This is a genomic window from Flagellimonas hymeniacidonis (assembly GCF_008040165.1).
Taxonomy (GTDB): Bacteria; Bacteroidota; Bacteroidia; order Flavobacteriales; family Flavobacteriaceae; genus Flagellimonas; species Flagellimonas hymeniacidonis.
In genome coordinates this window covers 976,549-998,540 of the sequence record NZ_VRUR01000002.1, presented here as the reverse complement: position 1 = coordinate 998,540, position 21,992 = coordinate 976,549, and the positions used below count along the sequence as shown (strand labels likewise).

The window sequence follows — 21,992 nt, the reverse complement described above, 5'->3', positions numbered from 1 at the left end:
AGTCCCCTATACAAATACCAAGCATTATAGCAATGAAATCCTACAACGTATTTTTACTGTCCTTTGTTTTGCTAATTCCTATACTCGGTACAGGGCAAAAAAAAGTAAAGCTTACCAAAGCTCCAGTGGCATGGGCATATCAAATTTCGCCCGCTACTCCTATGGATGAAGCCCTTCGCACCTTTTCTACAACAGTGAATACCAAATTAGACCCCATGGACTTTTGGGATGAAATGAACTGGGCCATGCAGATAGGTGAAATGGATTCTGAAGAACGCGCAAGACTTAGAAGACGAGCCGTTCGAGATACCATAACAAAATGGAGCAAGAAATACATGTTGAATTCCCGTCCCTTTGTTTGGGTGCAAACCGACCCTGATTTTTCTATTGAGTTGAGCACCGATACATTTAAGATGGAACACGTTCAACTCGATGTAGATTATTCGGATCCAGAAAGCATTATGGGAGAAATCAATGTAGCGGCCAGACTACTGGTAAAAACTGCAGAAGATAAAGTCCTTCTTGACAAGGAAATCATATATTATATTGATGATAGGGACGGCTTTACAAAAAAACTGCGTTTACGGCATTTGGTATTTAACCCTTCTTTTAAGTTGAAATACAAAATGACCAAAAAACCCGAGAAAAAAAGAAAACTCTTGGAAAAAAGAATAAAAAAACACGAGGCTGCCATTTTAGAATATTTCATTCAGGAAGCCGGACGCATTTTAGAAGATCATTTCCTAAATCAAAAAGCAAATGCTTATAGCGCCATGTTCGGAGTTAAGGGCAAAGAACATGAGGCTTTAAATGATGCATGCGAAATAGCTAAAAAGAGTATCCATTCCCTTTCTTCCTTAAGTAAAAAGAAAAGGAAGACTTTGGAACAGGTTGCCCCTGATTTGGAATATGCCAGAAATTACTTTACAGATAAGCTGGTTCGTGCCTCAGATCCTGTGATTCAAAATGCGCTTAATGCCAATCTTTCATCTATTTTGTTGATTCTGGGTGACATTGAAGCAGCCAAATTCCATATCAAAAACATCCCTGAATATGAAGAATTGGGCACAAAGACTATTTGGGAAGGCAGCTTTACATACTACATTAGAGGGCTGGCCGATGCCATTGCCTTAAAGGAGCGACATGGTGAACGTGCTCAATTATTCCAATATTAATTTTAAAAGCCCTTATTATAGAATGTAATCCGTACTTAAAAAGTTGCTCACCTTAGCTTCCAACAGCTGCTCAATGGTTTCGTTGTTCAACTCATTGTCTTTAAAAGCCACAAAAGTACGTACAGAGAACGAACGCAACGCATCATGTACACTTAGTGTTGACTGTGCAGAGTCTTTTCTACCCGTAAAAGGATATACATCTGGACCTCGCTGACAAGAGCTGTTTAAATTTACCCTACAAACCAAATTTGCCAGTGTATCTATTAATGGAGATAGGGTATACACATCCTTTCCAAACAAACTTACCTGTTGTCCGTAATTGGACTCGGCCATATCATTTAAGGGCTCTTCAATATCTTTAAAGGAAACAACAGGGATTATGGGGCCAAATTGCTCTTCTTCATATACCCGCATATCTTTGGAAACGGGATACAATACCGCTGGCCAGATAAAATTATCTGATGGTTTCCCTCCTTTTTTATTCTGAACTTTTGCTCCTTTAACTTTGGCATCGTCCAACAATTCTTTAATATATGCTGGTTTTCCAGGCTCAGGCAATGGGGTGAGTTTTACTCCTTCATCCCAAGGGTTACCAAATTTTAAAGCATCTACCTTTTCAGAAAATCGTTTTAAAAACTCCTCCTTTATATCTTCATGAACATAAACCACCTTTAATGCGGTACAGCGCTGCCCATTGAAGGAAAGGGTACCTGCCAAACATTCATTAACAGTGAGATCCAAATCGGCATCAGGTAAAATTATTGCTGGATTTTTGGCTTCAAGCCCTAAAACCAATCGTAATCTATTACTCTTTGGATGCTGGTCTTGCAGTGCATTGGCAGATTTACTATTTCCAATCAATGCCAATACATCAACCTTGCCTGTTTTCATAATCGGAGCCGCTACCGCCCTACCCCTACCAAATAAAATATTTACTACACCTTTTGGAAAACTGCTTTGAAAGGCTTCCATAAGTGGTGTAATTAATAAAACACCATGCTTTGCCGGCTTAAAAACGGTAGTATTTCCCATAATAATTGCCGGAATAAGCAATGCAAAGGTTTCATTAAGCGGGTAATTATAGGGTCCTAAACATAAAACCACCCCCAGCGGTCCTCTGCGAATATGAGCATATACCCCATCATGTTTTTGAAACTTGGCAGAGTTGCGATCCAATTGCTTGTAATCTTCAATGGTATCATAAATATACTCAACGGTACGGTCGAACTCTTTATAAGAATCGGGCATAGATTTCCCAATTTCCCACATCAAAAGTTTCACAACTTCCTCGCGCTTCGCCTCCATTTTCTTCACAAAGGCTTCCATACATTCAATGCGATCTTTCACCTTCATGGTCGGCCATACACCTTGACCTTGATTGTATGCGTTTACCGCAGCGTCCAGAGCTTCCATGGCTTCTGTTTCTCCCATATCTGGAATGCTTCCCAATACGGTGTGGGCATACTCCTTAGTGGAAGAAATTGTAGAAATCACAGTCGTATTTTTTCCTTTCCATTCCTTTAATTCTCCATTGACCAAATAGGTTTTCTGGTGTATTTCTTTCGTTATTCGGAATGCTTCCGGTATCGTTGTTTTGGTCTGCATATTGTTATGCTTTTAGTTAATTATGTTCAATAAATAGCCCTGAACAATGTGCAAAGCTAACACAAAAATGGCTTGCAAATGCTGTGTTTTCAAAGGTTTAGCTACGAAAACGATTTAGTTGGGACACTTATAATGAAAACCATCTGAATTGTTAAATGATCAGACTAAATATTGAAAAAGATCAGGCTTGTTGTTTAGATAATCTCCGAAAAAATTATTGGTCTTCATTCGCTGAATCAATGGTTCTAAATCTTCAGCAGCTTTCAATTCAATCCCCACAACAGCAGGTGCATTTTCTCTGCTTGATTTTTTTGAATATTCGAAGTGTGTAATATCGTCATTGGGGCCTAAAATATCCACAACAAATTCCTTTAATGCTCCCGGTCGTTGCGGAAACCGTACAATGAAATAATGTTTAAGGTTGCCATACAGCAGTGCTCGCTCTTTAATCTCAGCGGTACGGGTAATGTCATTGTTGCTACCGCTAATGACACACACTACATTTTTACCTTGTATTTCATCTCTGTAGTCATCCAAGGCAGCCAAGGTCAGTGCTCCCGCAGGTTCAACAACTATTGCATCCCTGTTGTACAATTCTAATATGGTCTGGCATACTTTCCCTTCGGGAACCGTTTCCATCTTGTGTAGATGTGCTTGGCATATAGGAAATGTATATTGTCCTACCTTTTGCACCGCCGCCCCGTCGATAAATTTGTCGATTTGCTCTAACTCTGTGAGTACTCCTTTTTCAATGGAGGTTTTCATGGAAGGTGCGCCAGCAGGCTCTATACCTACAATTTTAGTTTTTGGAGATAATGCTTTGAATGTTGCACAAAGGCCTGCAGCCAAACCTCCACCACCTACAGCTACAAAAACATAATCAATCGGTTCTTCAGATTGCTTTAACAATTCAAGACCAATTGTGGCCTGACCTTCAATGGTTTTTTTATCATCAAAAGGATGAACAAAAGTCTTACCGCTTTGATTACAAAATTGTTCAGCTGCTTTATAAGAATCATCAAATGTATCCCCTTCCAAGACCACTTGCACCCAATCTCCACCAAACATTTTGGTCTGATCAATCTTTTGTTTTGGCGTCACCACGGGCATATAAATAGTGCCGCTAACACCCAAGTGGTTACAGGCAAAAGCGACTCCCTGCGCATGATTGCCAGCACTGGCGCAAACCACACCTTCTTGCAACTCCGATTTAGATAGTGAACTAATTTTATTAAAAGCACCTCGAATCTTATAGCTTCTCACCCTTTGCAAGTCTTCTCGCTTGAGCAAAATATTGGCTTTGTACTTCTTAGAATAGCGAATACTTTGTTGCAAGGGAGTTTTACTAACTACTGCTTTTATGGTTTTAGCTGCTTCCTGAATGTCCTCTATTCTAGGAAAATATGTGGTCGCCGTTCCTTTCACAATTGTTTTTAGGTTTTCAGCGCAAAAAAGCTAATCCTTACACTATTGGCTTCATTGCTGTCATGGATTCGCGCAATCTCGCTCCCACAATCTCAACAGGATGCTCTCTCATGGCTTTGTTAACGGCTATCAATTTCACATTGTCCACACCATTATCACTTCCTTCGCCAAAATGCTTTCCAATAACATCTGTATCTATTGCTTTCATGAAATCGGTTAGTAAAGGCTTGCAAGCATGATCAAATAAATAACAGCCATACTCCGCTGTATCAGAAATCACTCGGTTCATTTCAAACAATTTCTTTCTAGCAATGGTATTGGCTATCAATGGCGTTTCATGTAACGATTCATAATATGCAGACTCTCCAATGATTCCTGATTCTGTCATGGTTTCAAAGGCTAGTTCAACTCCAGATTTTACAAAAGCTACCATCAAAACACCATTGTCATAGTATTCCTGCTCAGAAATTTCATTGCTCCCGGCTGGAGTCTTTTCAAAAGAAGTCTCGCCAGTTGCTGCACGCCAATCCAATAGGTTCTTATCTGCATTAGCCCAATCTTCCATCATGGTTTTAGAAAAATGTCCGCTCATAATATCATCCATATGCTTTTGAAACAGTGGACGCATAATACCTTTTAGTTCTTCAGCCAAATCGAATGCTTTAATTTTAGCAGGATTGGAAAGTCTATCCATCATGTTGGTTATTCCACCTTGTTTTAATCCTTCGGTAATGGTTTCCCATCCGTACTGAATTAATTTGGAAGCATAACCAGCATCAATACCTTTTTCCAGCATTTTGTTAAAAGATAAGATGGAACCCGTCTGTAACAATCCACAAAGAATGGTTTGCTCTCCCATTAAATCTGATTTTACTTCAGCCACAAAAGATGATTCCAAAACTCCTGCTTTGTGTCCACCGGTACCGGCTGCATAAGCTTTTGCTTGCTCCAAACCTTTTCCTTCAGGATCATTCTCAGGATGCACAGCAATTAGCGTCGGTACACCAAAGCCTCTTTTGTACTCTTCCCGTACTTCCGAACCTGGACTTTTAGGTGCTACCATTATTACGGTTAAATCTTTTCGAATCTGCATTCCTTCTTCCACAATATTAAAGCCATGGGAATAGGAAAGCGTAGCTCCTTTTTTCATCAAGGGCATCACAGTGCTCACCACATTGGTATGCTGCTTATCTGGGGTAAGGTTGATAACCAAATCCGCGGTAGGGATTAGTTCTTCATAGGTACCCACATTAAAATTGTTCTCTTTGGCGTTTTTAAAGGATTGACGCTGCTCTTTAATGGCCGATTCCCGAAGGGTATACGAAATATCCAATCCAGAATCTCTCATGTTCAATCCTTGATTTAGACCTTGTGCCCCACATCCAACAATTACAATCTTTTTCCCTTTTAGTGCCGCGACGCCATCAGCGAATTCATTGGAATCCATAAATCTACATTTCCCAAGTTGTGTCAGTTTATCACGCAGCGACAGTGTATTAAAGTAATTTGTCATTTTTAGTTTTTGATTTTGTGCTATTTATTGATTTTGAAATTCTGCTAAAATATTGGTAATGGGCATTGTAGCCTTGCTGACTGCAATCCTTCCTGAGCGTACAAACTGCATAATGCCATATGGCTCCAGAGCATCGTGCATTTCATCTATCTCATGCCGGCGCCCGGTTTTGGACAACACGAAAAAGTCTCTGGCCACTGTAACAATTTGCGAGTTACTTTCCTTGATAATGTTTTGAATCTGTCGTTCATCAAACAGTAAATTGGACGCTATTTTAAACAAAGCGGACTCTTGATAAATGGTCTCATCATCTGTATGATAATATGCTTTTATTACCTCAACTTGCTTCTCTATTTGTTGTACAATCTTTCTTGCCCAATTTTCAGTGGCGAAAATTACAATAGTAAATTTTGAAACATCCTCAATTTCTGATTTAGAGACGTTTAGGCTTTCTATGTTAATGTGTCTCTTTAAGAATATTCCAGATATTCTATTGAGCAATCCAATATTATTTTCTGAATAAACCGAAATGGTATACCATTGATTTTCCATGTCTATTTTGTTTTAACCGCAACCAGTACTCCTGTAGACCAGTTCATTTTAGTTATCGTAAAATTTTCTTTTTCCTCTAATATTTTAACCAGTTCAATCGCCTTTTCTTCATGTCCATCTGGCCAATTGGGTTGTGCTACCATGTCATCAATCACATAGAAGCCTCCGGGTTTAACCAAGGACAACACCTTATTTAAACAACTATACTTTCCTGGCCATGCATCCGCAAAAATCAAATCAAATCGTTCATCTTGATTTTGGGACAACCAAGCTTCGCCATCATCACATACCAAGCAAAGTCTTTTTTCTTCTCCAAAGAAGTCTTGCGCTATTGCTATCAGCTTCTCATCGTTATCTACACTTATTATCTGGGAATCTTCATCCATCCCTTCTAGCATCCATGAAAGGGAAAGTCCAATGCCTGTACCCAATTCCAGAAATTTTCCTTTGGGTTTGGAGGCTATCAATGTTTTCAACAGCGTTCCAATATATACATCGGAAGGCATAGAAAACCCAGTCTCTTGTGACTTGATTAGTAGTTTTGGATACACACTTGGTGCATCTAAAATATTGGTCTGATCCATCTTATTTGAGCCTGATATCTGAAACCGATGCTCCTGAAGGAATCATTGGGAATACATTATCTTCTTTTTCAACCTTAACTTCTAAAAAGTATGGATCTTTGGAAGCAATCATCTCTGTAACGGCATCCTTCAAATCTGAGCGCTCCACTACCCTTCTAGATTTAATATGGTACCCCTCTGCAATCTTTACAAAGTCAGGGTTTGTCATTACGGTAGAAGCGTATCTGCTTTCAAAGAAAAGTTCTTGCCATTGACGCACCATTCCTAAATGGTCATTATTTAAAACGACTATTTTAACTGGCACATTATGCTGAAAGATGACTCCAAGTTCTTGAATGGTCATTTGATACCCTCCGTCACCTGCAATAGCAACCACTTCTCTATCCATAGCTCCCATTTTAGCACCAATAGCTGCTGGTAAAGCAAAACCCATAGTTCCTAGCCCTCCGGAGGTAATATTGCTTTTGGATTGTTTGAACTTGGCATACCTACAAGCAATCATTTGGTGTTGTCCTACATCGGTTACAATTACTGCCTTGTGTTCTGATGCAATATTGATTTGTTCAATGACCTCCCCCATAGTAAGTCCCTCCTTAGTAGGGGTTATATCATTTTTAATGACGGTGTCATATTCAATCTGATATTTTTTATCAAACTCATTTTTCCATTCGCTATGGTCATTCTTTTTAACAAGTGGTAATAATAAATCCAGTGTCTGCTTAGCATCTCCTAAAATTGCCACATCAGCTTTTACATTTTTATTGATTTCGGCTGGGTCAATCTCAAGATGAATTACCTTAGCTTGTTTGGCATAGGTATCCAAACTCCCCGTAACCCTATCATCAAAACGCATCCCAATAGCAACAAGCACATCACATTCATTGGTCAATACGTTTGGCCCATAGTTGCCATGCATACCTACCATTCCTACATTTAAGGGGTGATCTGTATCCATTGCAGAAAGTCCCAAAATAGTCCATGCTGCTGGAATACCGGCTTTCTCTACTAAAGCTTTGAGTTCTGCCTCTGCTTCGCCCAATATTACCCCCTGTCCAAATACGATATAAGGTTTTTTAGCATTATTGATCAATGATGCCGCAGCTTCAATGGCCTTTAAGTCTGGTTCTGGAACAGGTTTGTAACTACGTACCCCAGTGCATTTTTCATAGGCGAAGTCTAATTCATCAAACTGAGCATTTTTAGTAATATCAATTAGGACCGGGCCTGGCCTACCTGACCTTGCAATATAAAATGCTTTAGCCATTATTTCTGGAATCTCGCTAGCCTTTGTAATTTGGTAGTTCCATTTGGTAACGGGTGTGGAAATTCCAACAATATCAGTTTCCTGAAAAGCATCTGAGCCCAACAAATGTCTTGGTACCTGTCCCGTAATGCATACCATAGGTGTTGAGTCTATCTGAGCATCTGCAATTCCCGTAACTAGATTTGTAGCACCAGGCCCCGAGGTCGCCATGGCCACTCCAACTTTTCCACTTACACGAGCATAGCCTTGAGCAGCATGCGTAGCGCCTTGTTCATGTCTTGTAAGGATGTGCGTTAACTTGTCCTGGAACTTATAAAGTTCATCATACACAGGCATAATGGCCCCTCCAGGATATCCATAAATCAAATCCACACCCTCTGCCAACAAGCAATGTATTATGGCTTCTGCCCCACTTATTCTTATTGGGGTTTTCTTTTTACTTTCCTTTTTTTGTGCTCTCAATGTTTCCATATGCGTCCAATTTTTGGAGTAGTGAAACCCCCATCCCTCTGGGACTATATTGTTAAATCAAATCAGTAACACAACCTTGGGAGGCCGAAGAAACTGTTTTGGCGTATTTGTATAGACTTCCTTTTTTCACCTTTAAGGGTGGTTGTACCCATTTTGCTTTTCTGCTCGCTAATTCTTCATCTGAAATATCGACAGAAATGCTATTTGCTTCGGCATCAATGGTAATGATATCGCCATCTTGTATTAATCCAATAGCTCCTCCGTCTTGAGCTTCCGGAGCTATATGCCCTACAACAAAGCCATGTGTCCCCCCAGAAAATCTTCCATCGGTAATCAAGGCTACGTCTTTTCCTAAACCAGCTCCCATTATGGCCGCTGTTGGCTTCAGCATTTCTGGCATACCAGGACCTCCTTTTGGTCCTTCATAGCGAATTACCACCACATCACCTTTTTTCACCAATCCATCACGTATACCGTCATTGGCATCAAATTCACCTTCAAAAACTTTTGCCGGTCCTGAGAAATGCAATCCTTCTTTACCCGTAATCTTAGCAACAGCTCCTTCGATAGCTAGATTACCATAAAGTATTCTAAGATGGCCAGTATCTTTAATCGGGTTGTTAAGGCCCATAACCACCTTCTGCCCTTCTGTTAAATCAGCTACTTCTGCCAAATTTTCGGCTATGGTCTTTCCAGTAACGGTAAGACAATCGCCATGCAACATATTATGCTTAAGCATAAATTTCATTACTGCTGGAACTCCTCCTACGCTATGTAAATCTTCCATGAGGTACTTCCCACTTGGTTTTAAATCTGCCAAGAATGGAGTGGTATCACTAATTCGTTGAAAATCTTCTAATCCAAATTCAATTTCAGCAGCTTTGGCAATGGCCAAGAAATGAAGTACTGCATTTGTTGAGCCACCTAAAATGGTTATTAGCCTAACAGCGTTTTCCAAAGATTTTTTGGTAATGATATCACTTGGTTTGATATCATGCTCCAGTAAATGTTTTAATGCCTTACCTGAGGCAATACAATCCTGTTTTTTTCTATCTCCAACGGCTGGGTTGGATGAATTATAGGGCAGTGCCATACCCAACGCTTCAATAGCAGAGGCCATAGTGTTTGCTGTGTACATGCCCCCACAGGCTCCAGCCCCAGGGCACGCATTTTGAATCACGCTTTTATAATCAGTTTCATTCAAAGTACCTGCGACTTTCTGTCCCCAAGCTTCAAATGCAGATACGACATCCAATTTTTTATCCTTCAAACAGCCAGATGCAATCGTTCCTCCGTATACCAAGATTGAAGGCCTATCTAAACGAATCATAGCCATTAAAGCTCCTGGCATATTTTTATCGCATCCAACAACCGTTGCTAAACCATCATAGTTCATTGCTTGAACCACGGTTTCCATAGAATCTGCTATGATATCTCGAGATGGAAGGGAATAACGCATACCATATGTTCCCATAGAAATGCCATCACTAACTCCAATAGTATTAAATATTAACCCGACTAAATCACCTTGTTGCGTTCCCTCTTTTACATAAGTGGACAATTCATTCAAGTGCATATTACAAGGATTGCCCTCGTAGCCTGTACTTCCAATTCCGATTAAAGGCTTTTTAAGGTCCTCTTCTGTTAATCCAATAGCGTACAACATGGCCTGTGCGGCTGGTTGTGTTGGGTCTTGGGTTACATTTTTACTATACTTGTTCAATTCCATTAATACATTTCTTTCAAATCCAGGTTTTTGTTGAATTTACTCCAATAACCAAAGATAGATGTTTCCAAAACTCAATAATTTTAACAGTTATACAGGTTCTAAATTCATTTAAATTAATATTGATATATCTAATTGATATTCAAATATTTAAATCAATTTAAAATCCCATATTCATTTATTTTGTGGAGCATAAAAAAAGCCTGTATCATTTGCTTGATACAGGCTTTTTTTGATTAATAGCAAATCTGTATCACTCCCAAAGAGGAACAATAATGACCACACTATTAATCAGATTTTTTGCTTTCACAATTCAATAGTACAAAAAAAATTATAAAACCACATTAGGTATCTTTAGCAATATGGAAAAAACCGTTACCCAAGCAATTCAATATCGACGTTCTGTTCGTGTTTTTAAAAATGACACCATACTGGATATTGAAAAAGTAAGACAATGTATTGAAAATGCCGTCTTGGCACCCACTAGCAGTAATATGCAATTATGGGAATTCTACCATGTTATTGACAAAGCTATTTTAGCAAAAATGACAAAAGCCTGTCTGGGTCAAAATGCTGCCAAAACAGCACAACAAATGGTCGTAGTGATTTCCCGTAAGGACTTATGGCGTAAAAGAGCGAAGCATAATCTTGATTTTCTGGAATCGGCCTATGGAAAGAAACCTAAAGATTCTTATACCTCAAGAGAAAAGTTTGCCCTTAATTATTACCGCAAACTTATCCCTACTGTTTATTTTGACTTTTTTGGGCTGCTTGGGTGGATGAAATACGCTGTTTTTCAAATTTTGGGAATTTTTAAACCTGTTTATCGACAAGTACGAAATTCGGATATGCGTATAGTGGCACATAAAAGCGCAGGATTGGCAGCAGAAAACTTTATGATTAGCATGGCAGCGATTGGTTATGATACCTGCCCTATGGAAGGCAGTGATACCTTGAGAATAAGACGAATATTGGATTTACCGATTGGCGCCGAAATCAATATGGTCATAGGATGTGGGATTCGTGATGAAAAAGGGATTTACGGCCCCCGTTTTAGAATACCATTTGAAGAGGTATACAAGAAAATATAATCTTCCTTTATTGCAGCGTAAATGAAATAGAATCTCCGAACTTTTTTTGAGCCAATACACAAATTGAAGTTTCAGATAGTTGAAGTATCCGCGGGTAACCCCCTGTTGTTTGTCCGTCTTTCATTAAAATTATTAACCTCCCCGCTGGGGTAAGTTGCACTGTTCCAGGCAATGTCCCAGAGGTCAACATAGACTCTTTATGTCCCGCTATAAGCTCTGACAGTTGATATGCCATACGATTGTTGGCTTTTGAAACTGTAAAAGGTTTTGAAAAAAGTGATGCCAGCTGTTGATCCGTCAAAAGTTCAAATTCAGGCCCTCTATATACTTCCAAATCGGCTAACTTTAAGTGGTTTTCCATCTTAATACCCGACAACAACGGATTAAAAGAAACGGTCTCATCAAAGAGCACTTCGTTACCATCTTCAAGGCACTTATTTTCTGTAACTGGAAAATACTGGGAATAGCTTCCTAAAACCTTCTTTGTTTTAAAACCTCCTTTAACGGCCAAGTAGCTTCTAAATCCTTCTTCAAGTCGCCCATAAGACAAAACATCGCTTTTTAAAACTTTGATAACCTTATTGTTTTCAATGGGCTTATTGTTTAGTGCAGGGGAGAGATATGCTCCGGATAAACAAATATATGTTGGAGATTCAAATAGCAAAGTAGGACCCGTCATGGCTATTTCCATTACGGCAGCTTCTGGCTTATTGTCTAAAAGCTTATTGGCTTTTTTAACGGAAATTTGATCCATGACCCCAGAAACTGGAACACCTATATCTCTATATCCAAATCGCCCCAAATCTTGGATGGTCACAAAAAAACCAGATTTTAGTACTTTAAGCATTCAGTATTGTTTTTTCTGGCTTGTAAATACCAACCTCACCTTCTATTTTTCGTAAATCGTACTCGGCACTGGATATTTTATAAAATTGGATTTTGTCCCCAACATTTACAAAACATGGTTTTTCCAAATCAGGATTAAATATTGAAACGGGGCAGCTTCCAATAATATTCCAACCTCCAGGGGAGTCTTGAGGATATATCCCTGTTTGTTTTCCAGCCAACCCAACAGAACCCTTGGCTACGTTTAATCTGGGTTCTTTTCGCCTTGGAATTTCTAAGTCTTCAGGTAATCCTCCTAAGTACATAAATCCAGGTAAAAATCCAATTCCATAAACCGTATATTCAAAAGAAGTATGCAATTCTATCAGTTTTTTTACAGATAGACCCAAAGTTGCACTTGTTTCTTCGATATCAATCCCAAAATCCAAATCATAACAAACTGGTATTCGCCATAAATACCGCTCTGTTCTGTTACTAGTTTTTGTTTTTTTGGAATGGCACTCATCAATCAATTTCTTGATGTGCCCATAGTCAATTTCTCCTAAGTGATTGACCATGGTTAATGAATTATAGGCAGCTGACATTTCCCATCCTGGTAAATTCAGACTTTTAAAACAGTCCACAAACGCAAGAATATCTTCTAAAATAGATTTGTCTACCAAATTTGGCCATTCTACTAGAACGGCATGCTTACCATATGGTCTTATTCTTATGGGGTAACTCTTCACTTTTGTAGCTGTACGCTGTGATTGGGTAATTCATTTGAAAGATACATCAATATTTCCAATGCTGAGGAAGTATCCCCATGAATACAAATTGTTTCAGCATGTATTTCGATTTTTCTTCCGCTATTGGTAATTACCTTACCTTCTTTTATAATAGAAAGAATATGTTTCAATACTTTCTGAGGATTTTGTATAAGAGCATTATCGTGTTTTCGAGAAACCAGACTTAAGTTATCTGTGTAGTTTCTATCTCCAAACGCCTCATACATTATTTTGAATCCTGCATCCAAAGCTTGTTTTGCAATCTTCGAACCATATGGAACATATAATGAAGCGAAATCTTTATACTGCTGTATGACCTCTAAATAATGAAAGGCCAATTCGCTATCTTTTGCTGTTTGGTTATACAGAGCACCATGGGCTTTTATATGACTGAACTTAGCTTTCTCCTGTTGAAGCACATCTTCAAAAGTCTTAAGTTGGTCTTTGAGACTCTCCTTTAATTTTGAGTATGGAATATTCATTATTTCTCTACCAAAATTAGCTTTGTCAGGATATGAAGGATGTGCACCAATCTTTACCTTATGCAATTTTGCCAGTTTGACTACCTCAGTAATGCTTGAAATGTCTCCTGCATGTCCTCCGCAGGCTATGTTGCATGAACTTATTAAAGGAAGAAGTTCAGACTCGTTCCCAATACCTTCCCCAACATCACAATTGATATCAATACTAAATTCTTTCATCTAGAACCAGCCGATTACTTTTAAAATGCTTTTCGCTCCCAAAAATATGGCAAACCCAACAATCAGTACTCCAAAAATATTTTGCAATAATGTATTCTTAAATTCTCCCATTACAGATTTTTTATTGACTATCCACAGCAATAACATAGCCATCACAGGTAGCAATATACCATTGGCAACTTGGGCAAACTGTATTACCTGGATTGGTTTTATATCGAAAGACAAAAAGAAAACTCCCAAAAACAACACTATGAACCAGGTAAGTTTAAACTTTTTACTTTTCATACCGCCATCCCAGCCAAAACAGCTGCTCGCTACAAAAGCGGCGGCCAATGGGGCTGTTATAGCTGAAGTTATTCCTGCGGCCAAAAGACCTATCCCCATAAAATAAATAGCTCCTTTTCCAAATAAAGGCTCTAAACCTTTTGCCATATCCATTACATTGCCAACTTCTTGTATTGGTGCAGCGCTAGCTGTAATTACTATTGCTATTGAAACAATTCCGCCTAAAGCAATTGAAATAACAGTATCCCATTTAACAGCACTTAATTGGTCTTTGGACTTCCATTTTTCTTTGGCCAAAGAGGCATGCAAAAACAGATTGTACGGGACCACGGTTGTCCCTACCAAAGCAATTACCATTAATAAACTCCCTTCTGGAAGTTTGGGGACAAACATTCCTTTGGCAATGGCAATTAAAGATGGTTTGGTGATAATGGCAGAGACCACAAAACATACTCCCATAATACCAACTAGTCCAACAAATATCTTTTCTAGTGTTTTGTAACTACTAAACCATAATAGTAGAAAAGCAAAAAAACCTATAATAGCGGGGAAAAAAGTACTTAGAACGGTTTCGCCCAATAAACCCTCAAGTCCAAGAGTTGCGCCGCCTATGTTACCAGCTTCATATGCAGCATTGCCAATAAGTATGGCTCCCAATACAATTCCAATGACAGTATTTTTTATCCACTTTATTTTGAGTTCTTCCTTTATTACATCAACAAGCCCATTTTGAGAAATTACACCAATTCTCCCTGCCATTTCTTGAAGTATTATAGTCGCCAAGATGGATAGAAGAACAGCCCAAACGAGGGTGTATCCAAAACGAACCCCCGCTAATGTACATACCGTTATTGTCCCTGGACCAACGAAAGCCGCTGCCACCAAGACTCCCGGCCCTATTTTTTTAAACATATGTCTCTTTTTCTGTCATTAATTTAAAAAGTTTTGCCCTAATCTATGCATTTCATCTAAGAAAGTGCATTTCATCTAAAAGTGCCATGTTATACATCGATTTTTTATACGAATATGAAAATGCAAAAGTTATAATAGTCCCAAATTGTATAATTGACCTAAACTTGACCGATACTCATGACATGTAAGGATTGTGACAAAAATATCGGGTACCACGAACATAAGGAATCTATGGATTCTTTAGGAGTGGAACTCTGTGAACGACATACCCGACTTATCAAAAAGATTATTCTAGACAATAATACCCCTCTAGAGGCCATACAACTATTTTATGCTCTAAAAGAAGCTGGAGCCCATCCCATGTTAGAATGGTGGGATGGCAAAAAATCTGTGGACATTGCCATTTCAAGGGTTAAACTCAATATTGAAATTGATAAGGATTACAATATGATAACCCATGAACAAGCAATAAGTGATTTAGAGCAAGCTATGCATTCTTTTAAGAATGGTTTTACTACGGTTCGTATTCCGCACTTGGCAGTGAAGTATTACATGGAAGATACCGTGCAAAACATCCTTGGTATTATTGAAGGGTTGAAAGCGAATATAAAAGTGATTTAATCAGTGAACAATAACTGTTTTCCAACATTGCTCTCCTTATATTCCAAAATATTAATAGCAATAGTATTTTCACCTATGTTCTCTAAATCATTGGTGTAATTTTTACCAATGTTTTTGCAATATTCGGTATCTCCTGGTTCAAGTTTAATCATGTTAATTTTGCCATCACCATGGCGAGTCAATGCTAAGCCACCTGTTGTGCAAACCCAACTATAATTGGTGTTATGGTTCCTAAAAGGTATGCGCTCACCTGGATCTAGGCGTAAATCCCAAAGTTTAACACTTTCATTTTCAAAAACCAAACGATCTCCAAGGGATTGTGATATTTCTTGATGCAATAATTCATCTATCTTTTCTTGTTCCCATGGATCAAAGTTGCCAACGGGATTCAATTCTACACATTGCATGACTACTATTTTAAAACGGGCGCAAAAATACTTCAGAATCAAGTTTAAAAGATTGAAAATGAGTAGAATTAACTTATTTTTTTATGTAATACATCATTTTTTACGATTTACTTAAGAAATTGAAAGCGAAAAGGTTAAGAAATTCATTTATGTATTACTCATGCATGACAGCTAATATATTGTAATCCTATCTGAGAAAATTTGCAAAAACGATTCGTATCTATATTTTCGAAAATAATTTCCATTTTCAAATTCAATTATACTCCCACTTATGTCAGAAAAGCTAATTGTCAATTTCACCCCAACCGGAATGATTCCCACAAAGGAAATGACACCTCATGTACCGATAAGTGTATCAGAGATTGTAGAGGATGTGCTAAAAGCCTCCGAAATTGGCATTACCATGGTACACCTTCACGCACGGGATGCTGTAAACGGAAATCCAACCTATAAGAGGGATACATACGGTAAAATAATAGAAGATATCAGAAAATACAATTCAAGTTTAGTACTATGTGTGTCATTGAGTGGAAGGGATTATTCAGAATTTGAAAAAAGAGCAGATCCTCTTTTTCTTGAAGGTGCTTTAAAACCAGATATGGGCAGTTTAACTTTGAGTTCTCTTAATTTTAACGCTACTGCTAGTCAGAATTCTCCAAAAATGATTCAAGATTTAGCAAGAACAATGTTAGAAAATGGAATTGTTCCTGAGTTGGAAGCCTTTGATATTGGAATGATTAATTATGCTAAATATCTCGAGAGAAAAGGATTGATTGAGCCACCATATTATTTCAATCTTATATTGGGGAATATTGCATGTGCCCAAGCAAACCTGCTCAACACTGGTATTATGATAAATGATTTACCAAAAAATTCTTTTTGGAGTTTGGCTGGTATTGGAACTGCGCAATTAAAAATGAACTCTATTGGTATTGCAACTGGTGGTGGTGTGCGAGTTGGAATTGAAGATAACATATGGTATGATAGTAAACGCACTAAACTAGCCTCTAATCTTGATTTCATAAATAGAATACATACTATTGCAGAAGCGAATGAAAGAACAATAATGTCTTCTAAAGAATTTAGACTTAGAATGGGATTAAAGAGTGGTAATGGCGAATATGGTAGACTACCAATTAACCATTAAGCTTATGAGAGCAAAGGAGGGGAGTAAGTTTTATAAATTTAGATTATTCTTTATAAGAATTAAGCATGGTCTTTTTCTTATGACTCTTAGAAATTTTCTTACCCGAATAGGTTTGGACATTGGAGCATATTATTGGGTTAAAGAAGGAGTTAATATTTATATTGAGCCAGTTATTAAAGGCAACAAAGAAGATTTTGAAATTGGTTTTTTAACACTTAGCGATATAAAAAAACTTAAAAATATTTCCTTTGTAAATACTGAGACTCTTATAGAACGTTTTGACAATGGATTAAAATGTATTGGATTAAAACATAGTGGGGACATAACTGCATTTATGTCTATAGAATACAACGGCTTTAATTATAGAAAGAAACAATTTAAATTAGAGTTAAATGAAGCTTATTTATTAAATATGTACACTTATCAATCTTATAGGGGTAAAAACTTAGCTCCGTACTTGAGATATCATAGCTATCAACTACTTAAAAAAGAAGGGGTTGAGAACATATATAGTATTACTGATTATTTTAATAAATCTTCTCAAAAGTTCAAAGAAAAGTTAAATGCCAGGCCATTGACTCTTTACTTTGCTATTCTATTATTCAAAAAATACCATAGAACGATTAAAATCAAGGATTACTCCAATTGATGATTATCCCAACCATCCCTCCCTATCCAAACTTCTGTATTGAATAGCTTCCGAAATGTGAAGGGTTGAAATATTTTGCACATTCTGCAAATCCGCAATTGTTCTAGCTACTTTTAAAATCCTGTCATAAGCTCGTGCCGATAAGTTCAACCGTTCCACAGCACTTTTAAGTAGTACTTTGGAAGCATCATCCAAAACACAAAACTCCCTAATCTGCTTGGTATTCATTTGTGCATTATAATGCACCTGTTCTAAATTTGAAAATCTTCTGGTTTGAATATCCCTCGCTCCAATGACCCTTTTTCGAATTTCAATACTACTTTCTCCTTTTCGTTCTTCGGATAGTTTTTCAAACAGAACCGGAGCAACTTCAATGTGAATATCAATCCTATCCAATAATGGTCCTGAAATTTTACCCAAATACCGTTGCATTTCCATTGGAGAAGAAGTCACCGGAGCATCTGGGTCATTAAAGTAACCTCCAGGGCTGGGGTTCATGCTAGCTACCAGCATAAAACTGCTTGGATAGGTTACAGTGAATTTTGCTCTTGCAATGGTTACTTCCCTATCTTCCATAGGTTGTCGCATCACCTCCAACACCCTTCGTTCAAATTCAGGGAGTTCGTCCAAAAACAGAACTCCATTATGGGATAATGAGATTTCACCTGGTTGCGGATAACTTCCCCCACCGACCAATGCGGCACTGCTTATGGTGTGATGTGGATTTCTAAAAGGGCGTTGGCTCATTAACCCATTGCTTTTCACTTTCCCTACAACACTATGAATTTTTGTGGTCTCCAATGCTTCATGCAAGGTCATTGGTGGTAAAATAGAAGGTAATCTTTTAGCTAGCATCGTCTTGCCAGAGCCCGGAGGTCCAATTAAAATAATATTATGTCCACCAGCGGCTGCGATTTCCATACAACGTTTTATACTTTCCTGACCTTTTACATCTGAAAAATCAAATTCTGGAAAATCTGCTTTTTGAAGAAATTCCTTTCTAGTATTGATTTTTATTTGTCGGAGCGGCTTTTTTTTATCAAAATAATCTATGACCTCTTTTAAATTTTTCACACCGTATACTTCCAAATCGCCCACAACTGCAGCTTCCTTGGCATTTTCTTCGGGAAGTATAAATCCTTTAAAACCCTCTTCCTGTGCCTTTATAGCAATAGGTAAAGCTCCTTTTATGGGTTGCAAATCCCCATCCAATGAAAGTTCTCCCATAATCAAGTACTTTCCGATTGATTTATGCTCTATTTGATTGGACGCAGCGAGTATTCCCAACGCTAAAGTAAGATCATAGGCAGAGCCTTCTTTTCGCAAGTCGGCCGGTGCCATATTAATGGTGATTTTCTTTCCTGGAATCTTATATCCGTTGTTCTGTAGTGCGGCGGCTATACGGTAGTTACTTTCCTTTACGGCATTGTCTGGTAGTCCCACCAAGTGGTAACCAATTCCTTTGTCAACATTTACTTCAACAACAATGATTTGTGCTTCAACTCCAAAAACTGCACTACCGTATACTTTTGTTAACATTTACGAAAAGAGAATCATGTTGATCAGGATGGAAATGTAGGTAATCTCACCTAACAATAAATTTCTCTTTGATCAATGCTGGGTTTTAATTTGATGTAGGCCACTTTATAGTTAATGAATGACTCTTTACTGGAAGAAACTTTCCCGTATTCTAATCTTTCCAAAAAGAAGGTTTAACATTACTACCTAAAGCAGTGCAATCCCCACATTCTCTAGGAATAGCATTCAAGGGAGGGTTATCCAAAGGATTTGGCTCAATATAATGTACAAAATCTAATCTAACCTGTTCCATTAGGGTTATTGATTTTTGTGGATGACACGGACTAGCATAAGGTGGAAGCCTTTCTTTAGGGTAATAATCTTTGTAATTGAAAAAAAGTCGCCTCTCGGAAACAGATGATACATCAAAAAAGCCAATGACTTTTTCGTTTGGATTATTGACAACACTAATATTCCCCACGATAAAACCTGGTTGATTTTCAGAAAAAAGGCTTTCAGAGCTCGCAATATCCCTAAGGATCTTGTAATAGTTGTAGGCATTAAAGGAAGTCACAAATTGCCTTACCAGAATACTGTATCTGTGTGAAAGTATATAATCATCACTTTCAATAAAGTGAACCTGAAAATTGGTAAGCTCACTTTTATCCAAGCCTTCGGTGGTTTCTACGATAATTCTTGTAGAAGCATTTGTTCCGTAACAAATAAGCTCTTCTTCTTCCTTCGGGGCCAAAATAACGCTTTCAAATCCATTAGAGGTAAAAACTATATCCATTTCATGTACGGACCCGGCATTAACAATCTTGTAATCATAGGACAGCCAATAAGGAGCTATGATCTTATAGGTTTCTTCATATTCATATCTAAAATACCTAGACCGACCTGTTGGATCTGAATTATCTATGGATATCGCCATTCCATTATTTTCAAAATCATCATTGATCCTCTTTGCATAAAGACTATCCATTTTTACAGGTTGATGCAGCTGTTCGGCCGTGGAACCATAAGTCTTTCCTGTACTGGATTTAATAGAAAGTGAATATTCATAACCTTTTTCTGCCTTGAATGGAACAACTGAAATATATCTTCCTGGATCCATTTCGGTAAATTCATATACTTTTCCAGAATCATTTGTTATCTGGACTGAAGCATCTGTTTCTGGATAGGGGGCTTCCCTCTCAAATTCATAGGATCTGCTTAGAATTACTTCTTGGTGTTTGTATTCATCCGTTAGAATCGCTTCTACCACCAAAATGTCCTCAAAGGTTATTGTTTTTGGCTCGTATGGGTCCACGCAACTTAGAAAAAGATGAAAAAGGAAAAAAATAGAAGGCCATTTCATTTAAGTTCTTTGATACTTAGAACCTATAATTTATTAAGTTCTACTCAACAAAGAAGTTCTGTTTGACGGATACTGGGTTTTAATTTGATGTATATCACTTTATAATCGATAGATGGTTTATTGACTATGAAGTAATGGAAAGAAATACCTTTCTAATCTTGCCAAAAAGAAGGTTTAACATTGCTACCCAAAGCGGTACAATCGCCACACTCACGAGGAATCGCAATTTGTGCATCATCTTCATCCTCATATGCTCCAGGGTCATTGTAATGAACAATATCCAGTCGGACCTGTTCCAATAAGGTAATTGGCTTAATGGACCTACACGCGTTCACATAGGGAGGAAGACGCTCTCCCGGATAAAAATCGGAGTAATTAAAAAATAATCTCTCTTCAGTAACTGCGGATACATCAAAAAAGCCGATTATTTTTTCATCCCTATTTTTTTCTGACTTAATGTTCCCTATAAAAAAACCAGGTTGGTTTTCAGAAAACAGGCTTTCAGAACTTGATATTTCCTTAAGGGTTTTGTAGTAGGTATACGCTTCAAATGAGGTTACATATTGTTTCACCAATATGCTGTACCTATGGGAGAGTATAAAATCATCGCTATTCACAAACCGCACCTTAAACCCTAACAACCTATTTTCTTCCAGTTCTTCCGTAGTACCTATAATGATGTTCTTGGACCGGTTTGTGCCATAACAAATTCTTTCCTCTTGTTCCTTAGGAACCAATATTACACTCTCTAAGCCGTTAGTTGCGAAAACCTGCGTTTGGCTCCCTACTGAATTAGAGCTTACCAACGCAAAATCATAGGATAGCCAGCGTGGTGCAATAATCTTGTACGTTTCTTCATATTCATATCTAAAAAAACTTGGGGTATCTGAAATATTGGAATTATCAAGTTGTATTGCAATTCCGTCTTCACCAAAATCATCCACTACCCTATTGCCATACAAATCTTCTATTATCGATGTGCCATTTAGCTGTTCTGGTGTTGAACTGTATGACGTTCCGTTACTGGCTATGATAGAAAGTGTATACTCATAGTTGGTTTCAGCTTTGAAAAGGGTGACGGAAACATATCTTCCAGGCTCAGCCTCGGTAAATTCGTAGACGGTGCCAAAATCATTGATTATCCGCACTAAAGCATCTGTTTCTGGATAGGGAGCTTCTCTCTCAAACTCATAGGATCTACTTAGAATTACCTCTTGATGTTTGTATTCATCCGTAAGAAGTGCTTCCACGACCAAAATGTCTTCAAAAGTTATTGTTTTTGGCTCATATGGGTCTATGCAACTTAGAAGAAGAAGCAAAAAAAGAAGTGAAAAGGTATATCTTCGTCTCATAGAAGTTCTTTGAGATCAATT

General features: G+C 38.0%; 20 protein-coding genes. 5 read left to right on the top strand and 15 right to left on the bottom strand.

Annotation, left to right across the window (positions count from 1 at the left end; all coding sequences use genetic code 11):
* The first annotated feature begins 32 nt into the window (after window positions 1–32).
* Window positions 33–1,175 carry a hypothetical protein gene (locus FVB32_RS13405; RefSeq protein ID WP_147744303.1) on the top strand — a complete coding sequence of 381 codons (1,143 nt, stop codon included), beginning with the start codon at window positions 33–35 and terminating at the stop codon, window positions 1,173–1,175.
* 15 nt (window positions 1,176–1,190) lie between these two features.
* Here FVB32_RS13405 and FVB32_RS13400 read toward each other — a convergent pair whose 3' ends face one another.
* The 7 genes from FVB32_RS13400 to ilvD form a co-directional block, all read right to left on the bottom strand.
* Window positions 1,191–2,780: an NADP-dependent glyceraldehyde-3-phosphate dehydrogenase gene (locus FVB32_RS13400; protein WP_147744302.1), complete on the bottom strand. Its 1,590-nt coding sequence runs from the start codon at window positions 2,778–2,780 to the stop codon at window positions 1,191–1,193.
* 159 nt (window positions 2,781–2,939) lie between these two features.
* A complete protein-coding gene (gene ilvA / locus FVB32_RS13395; RefSeq protein ID WP_147744301.1) occupies window positions 2,940–4,205 on the bottom strand; it encodes a threonine ammonia-lyase IlvA in 1,266 nt (421 codons plus the stop codon).
* Window positions 4,206–4,242: 37 nt separating this feature from the next.
* Window positions 4,243–5,718 (bottom strand): ketol-acid reductoisomerase, encoded by a 1,476-nt coding sequence (gene ilvC / locus FVB32_RS13390; RefSeq protein ID WP_147744300.1) that lies wholly within the window; start codon window positions 5,716–5,718, stop codon window positions 4,243–4,245.
* 24 nt (window positions 5,719–5,742) lie between these two features.
* On the bottom strand, window positions 5,743–6,270 hold the full coding sequence (gene ilvN / locus FVB32_RS13385; RefSeq protein WP_147744299.1) for an acetolactate synthase small subunit: 528 nt from the start codon (window positions 6,268–6,270) through the stop codon (window positions 5,743–5,745).
* 2 nt (window positions 6,271–6,272) lie between these two features.
* A complete protein-coding gene (locus FVB32_RS13380) occupies window positions 6,273–6,854 on the bottom strand; it encodes an O-methyltransferase (protein WP_147744298.1) in 582 nt (193 codons plus the stop codon).
* Between the two features lies 1 nt (window position 6,855).
* Window positions 6,856–8,589: a biosynthetic-type acetolactate synthase large subunit gene (gene ilvB / locus FVB32_RS13375; RefSeq protein ID WP_147744297.1), complete on the bottom strand. Its 1,734-nt coding sequence runs from the start codon at window positions 8,587–8,589 to the stop codon at window positions 6,856–6,858.
* A gap of 52 nt (window positions 8,590–8,641) precedes the next feature.
* A complete protein-coding gene (gene ilvD, locus FVB32_RS13370) occupies window positions 8,642–10,318 on the bottom strand; it encodes a dihydroxy-acid dehydratase (RefSeq protein WP_147744296.1) in 1,677 nt (558 codons plus the stop codon).
* 359 nt (window positions 10,319–10,677) lie between these two features.
* Here ilvD and FVB32_RS13365 point away from each other — a divergent pair, with 359 nt between their 5' ends.
* Complete coding sequence (locus FVB32_RS13365) at window positions 10,678–11,406, top strand: nitroreductase family protein (protein WP_147744295.1); 729 nt, start codon at window positions 10,678–10,680, stop codon at window positions 11,404–11,406.
* 7 nt (window positions 11,407–11,413) lie between these two features.
* Here FVB32_RS13365 and FVB32_RS13360 read toward each other — a convergent pair whose 3' ends face one another.
* From FVB32_RS13360 to FVB32_RS13345, 4 genes are read right to left on the bottom strand one after another with little or no spacing between them, the layout of a single operon-like run.
* On the bottom strand, window positions 11,414–12,253 hold the full coding sequence (locus FVB32_RS13360; protein ID WP_147744294.1) for a 5-oxoprolinase subunit C family protein: 840 nt from the start codon (window positions 12,251–12,253) through the stop codon (window positions 11,414–11,416).
* Complete coding sequence (gene pxpB, locus FVB32_RS13355; protein WP_147744293.1) at window positions 12,246–12,980, bottom strand: 5-oxoprolinase subunit PxpB; 735 nt, start codon at window positions 12,978–12,980, stop codon at window positions 12,246–12,248. Before pxpB ends, FVB32_RS13360 begins: the two co-directional genes overlap by 8 nt.
* Window positions 12,977–13,720 (bottom strand): 5-oxoprolinase subunit PxpA, encoded by a 744-nt coding sequence (gene pxpA, locus FVB32_RS13350; protein WP_147744292.1) that lies wholly within the window; start codon window positions 13,718–13,720, stop codon window positions 12,977–12,979. The genes pxpB and pxpA overlap by 4 nt, the downstream gene beginning before the upstream one ends.
* The gene (locus FVB32_RS13345) at window positions 13,721–14,917 is read right to left on the bottom strand and encodes an Nramp family divalent metal transporter (RefSeq protein WP_147744291.1); all 1,197 of its coding nucleotides are present in this window, start codon (window positions 14,915–14,917) and stop codon (window positions 13,721–13,723) included.
* 177 nt (window positions 14,918–15,094) lie between these two features.
* Here FVB32_RS13345 and FVB32_RS13340 point away from each other — a divergent pair, with 177 nt between their 5' ends.
* A complete protein-coding gene (locus tag FVB32_RS13340) occupies window positions 15,095–15,538 on the top strand; it encodes a hypothetical protein (protein ID WP_147744290.1) in 444 nt (147 codons plus the stop codon).
* Here the strand turns inward: FVB32_RS13340 and FVB32_RS13335 are convergent.
* On the bottom strand, window positions 15,535–15,945 hold the full coding sequence (locus tag FVB32_RS13335) for a hypothetical protein (RefSeq protein WP_147744289.1): 411 nt from the start codon (window positions 15,943–15,945) through the stop codon (window positions 15,535–15,537). The genes FVB32_RS13340 and FVB32_RS13335 overlap by 4 nt on opposite strands.
* A gap of 271 nt (window positions 15,946–16,216) precedes the next feature.
* On the opposite strand from FVB32_RS13335, the gene FVB32_RS13330 reads away from it, so the two are divergent.
* Complete coding sequence (locus FVB32_RS13330) at window positions 16,217–17,092, top strand: BKACE family enzyme (RefSeq protein WP_147744288.1); 876 nt, start codon at window positions 16,217–16,219, stop codon at window positions 17,090–17,092.
* Between the two features lie 4 nt (window positions 17,093–17,096).
* Window positions 17,097–17,741: a GNAT family N-acetyltransferase gene (locus FVB32_RS13325; protein ID WP_147744287.1), complete on the top strand. Its 645-nt coding sequence runs from the start codon at window positions 17,097–17,099 to the stop codon at window positions 17,739–17,741.
* 3 nt (window positions 17,742–17,744) lie between these two features.
* Here the strand turns inward: FVB32_RS13325 and FVB32_RS13320 are convergent, their stop codons facing one another.
* From FVB32_RS13320 to FVB32_RS13310, 3 genes are all read right to left on the bottom strand, one after another.
* Window positions 17,745–19,280: a YifB family Mg chelatase-like AAA ATPase gene (locus FVB32_RS13320; RefSeq protein WP_147744286.1), complete on the bottom strand. Its 1,536-nt coding sequence runs from the start codon at window positions 19,278–19,280 to the stop codon at window positions 17,745–17,747.
* Window positions 19,281–19,431: 151 nt separating this feature from the next.
* Complete coding sequence (locus FVB32_RS13315) at window positions 19,432–20,571, bottom strand: DUF4249 domain-containing protein (protein WP_187269573.1); 1,140 nt, start codon at window positions 20,569–20,571, stop codon at window positions 19,432–19,434.
* Window positions 20,572–20,771: 200 nt separating this feature from the next.
* Window positions 20,772–21,971 carry a DUF4249 domain-containing protein gene (locus FVB32_RS13310; protein WP_147744284.1) on the bottom strand — a complete coding sequence of 400 codons (1,200 nt, stop codon included), beginning with the start codon at window positions 21,969–21,971 and terminating at the stop codon, window positions 20,772–20,774.
* Window positions 21,972–21,992: the final 21 nt, after the last annotated feature.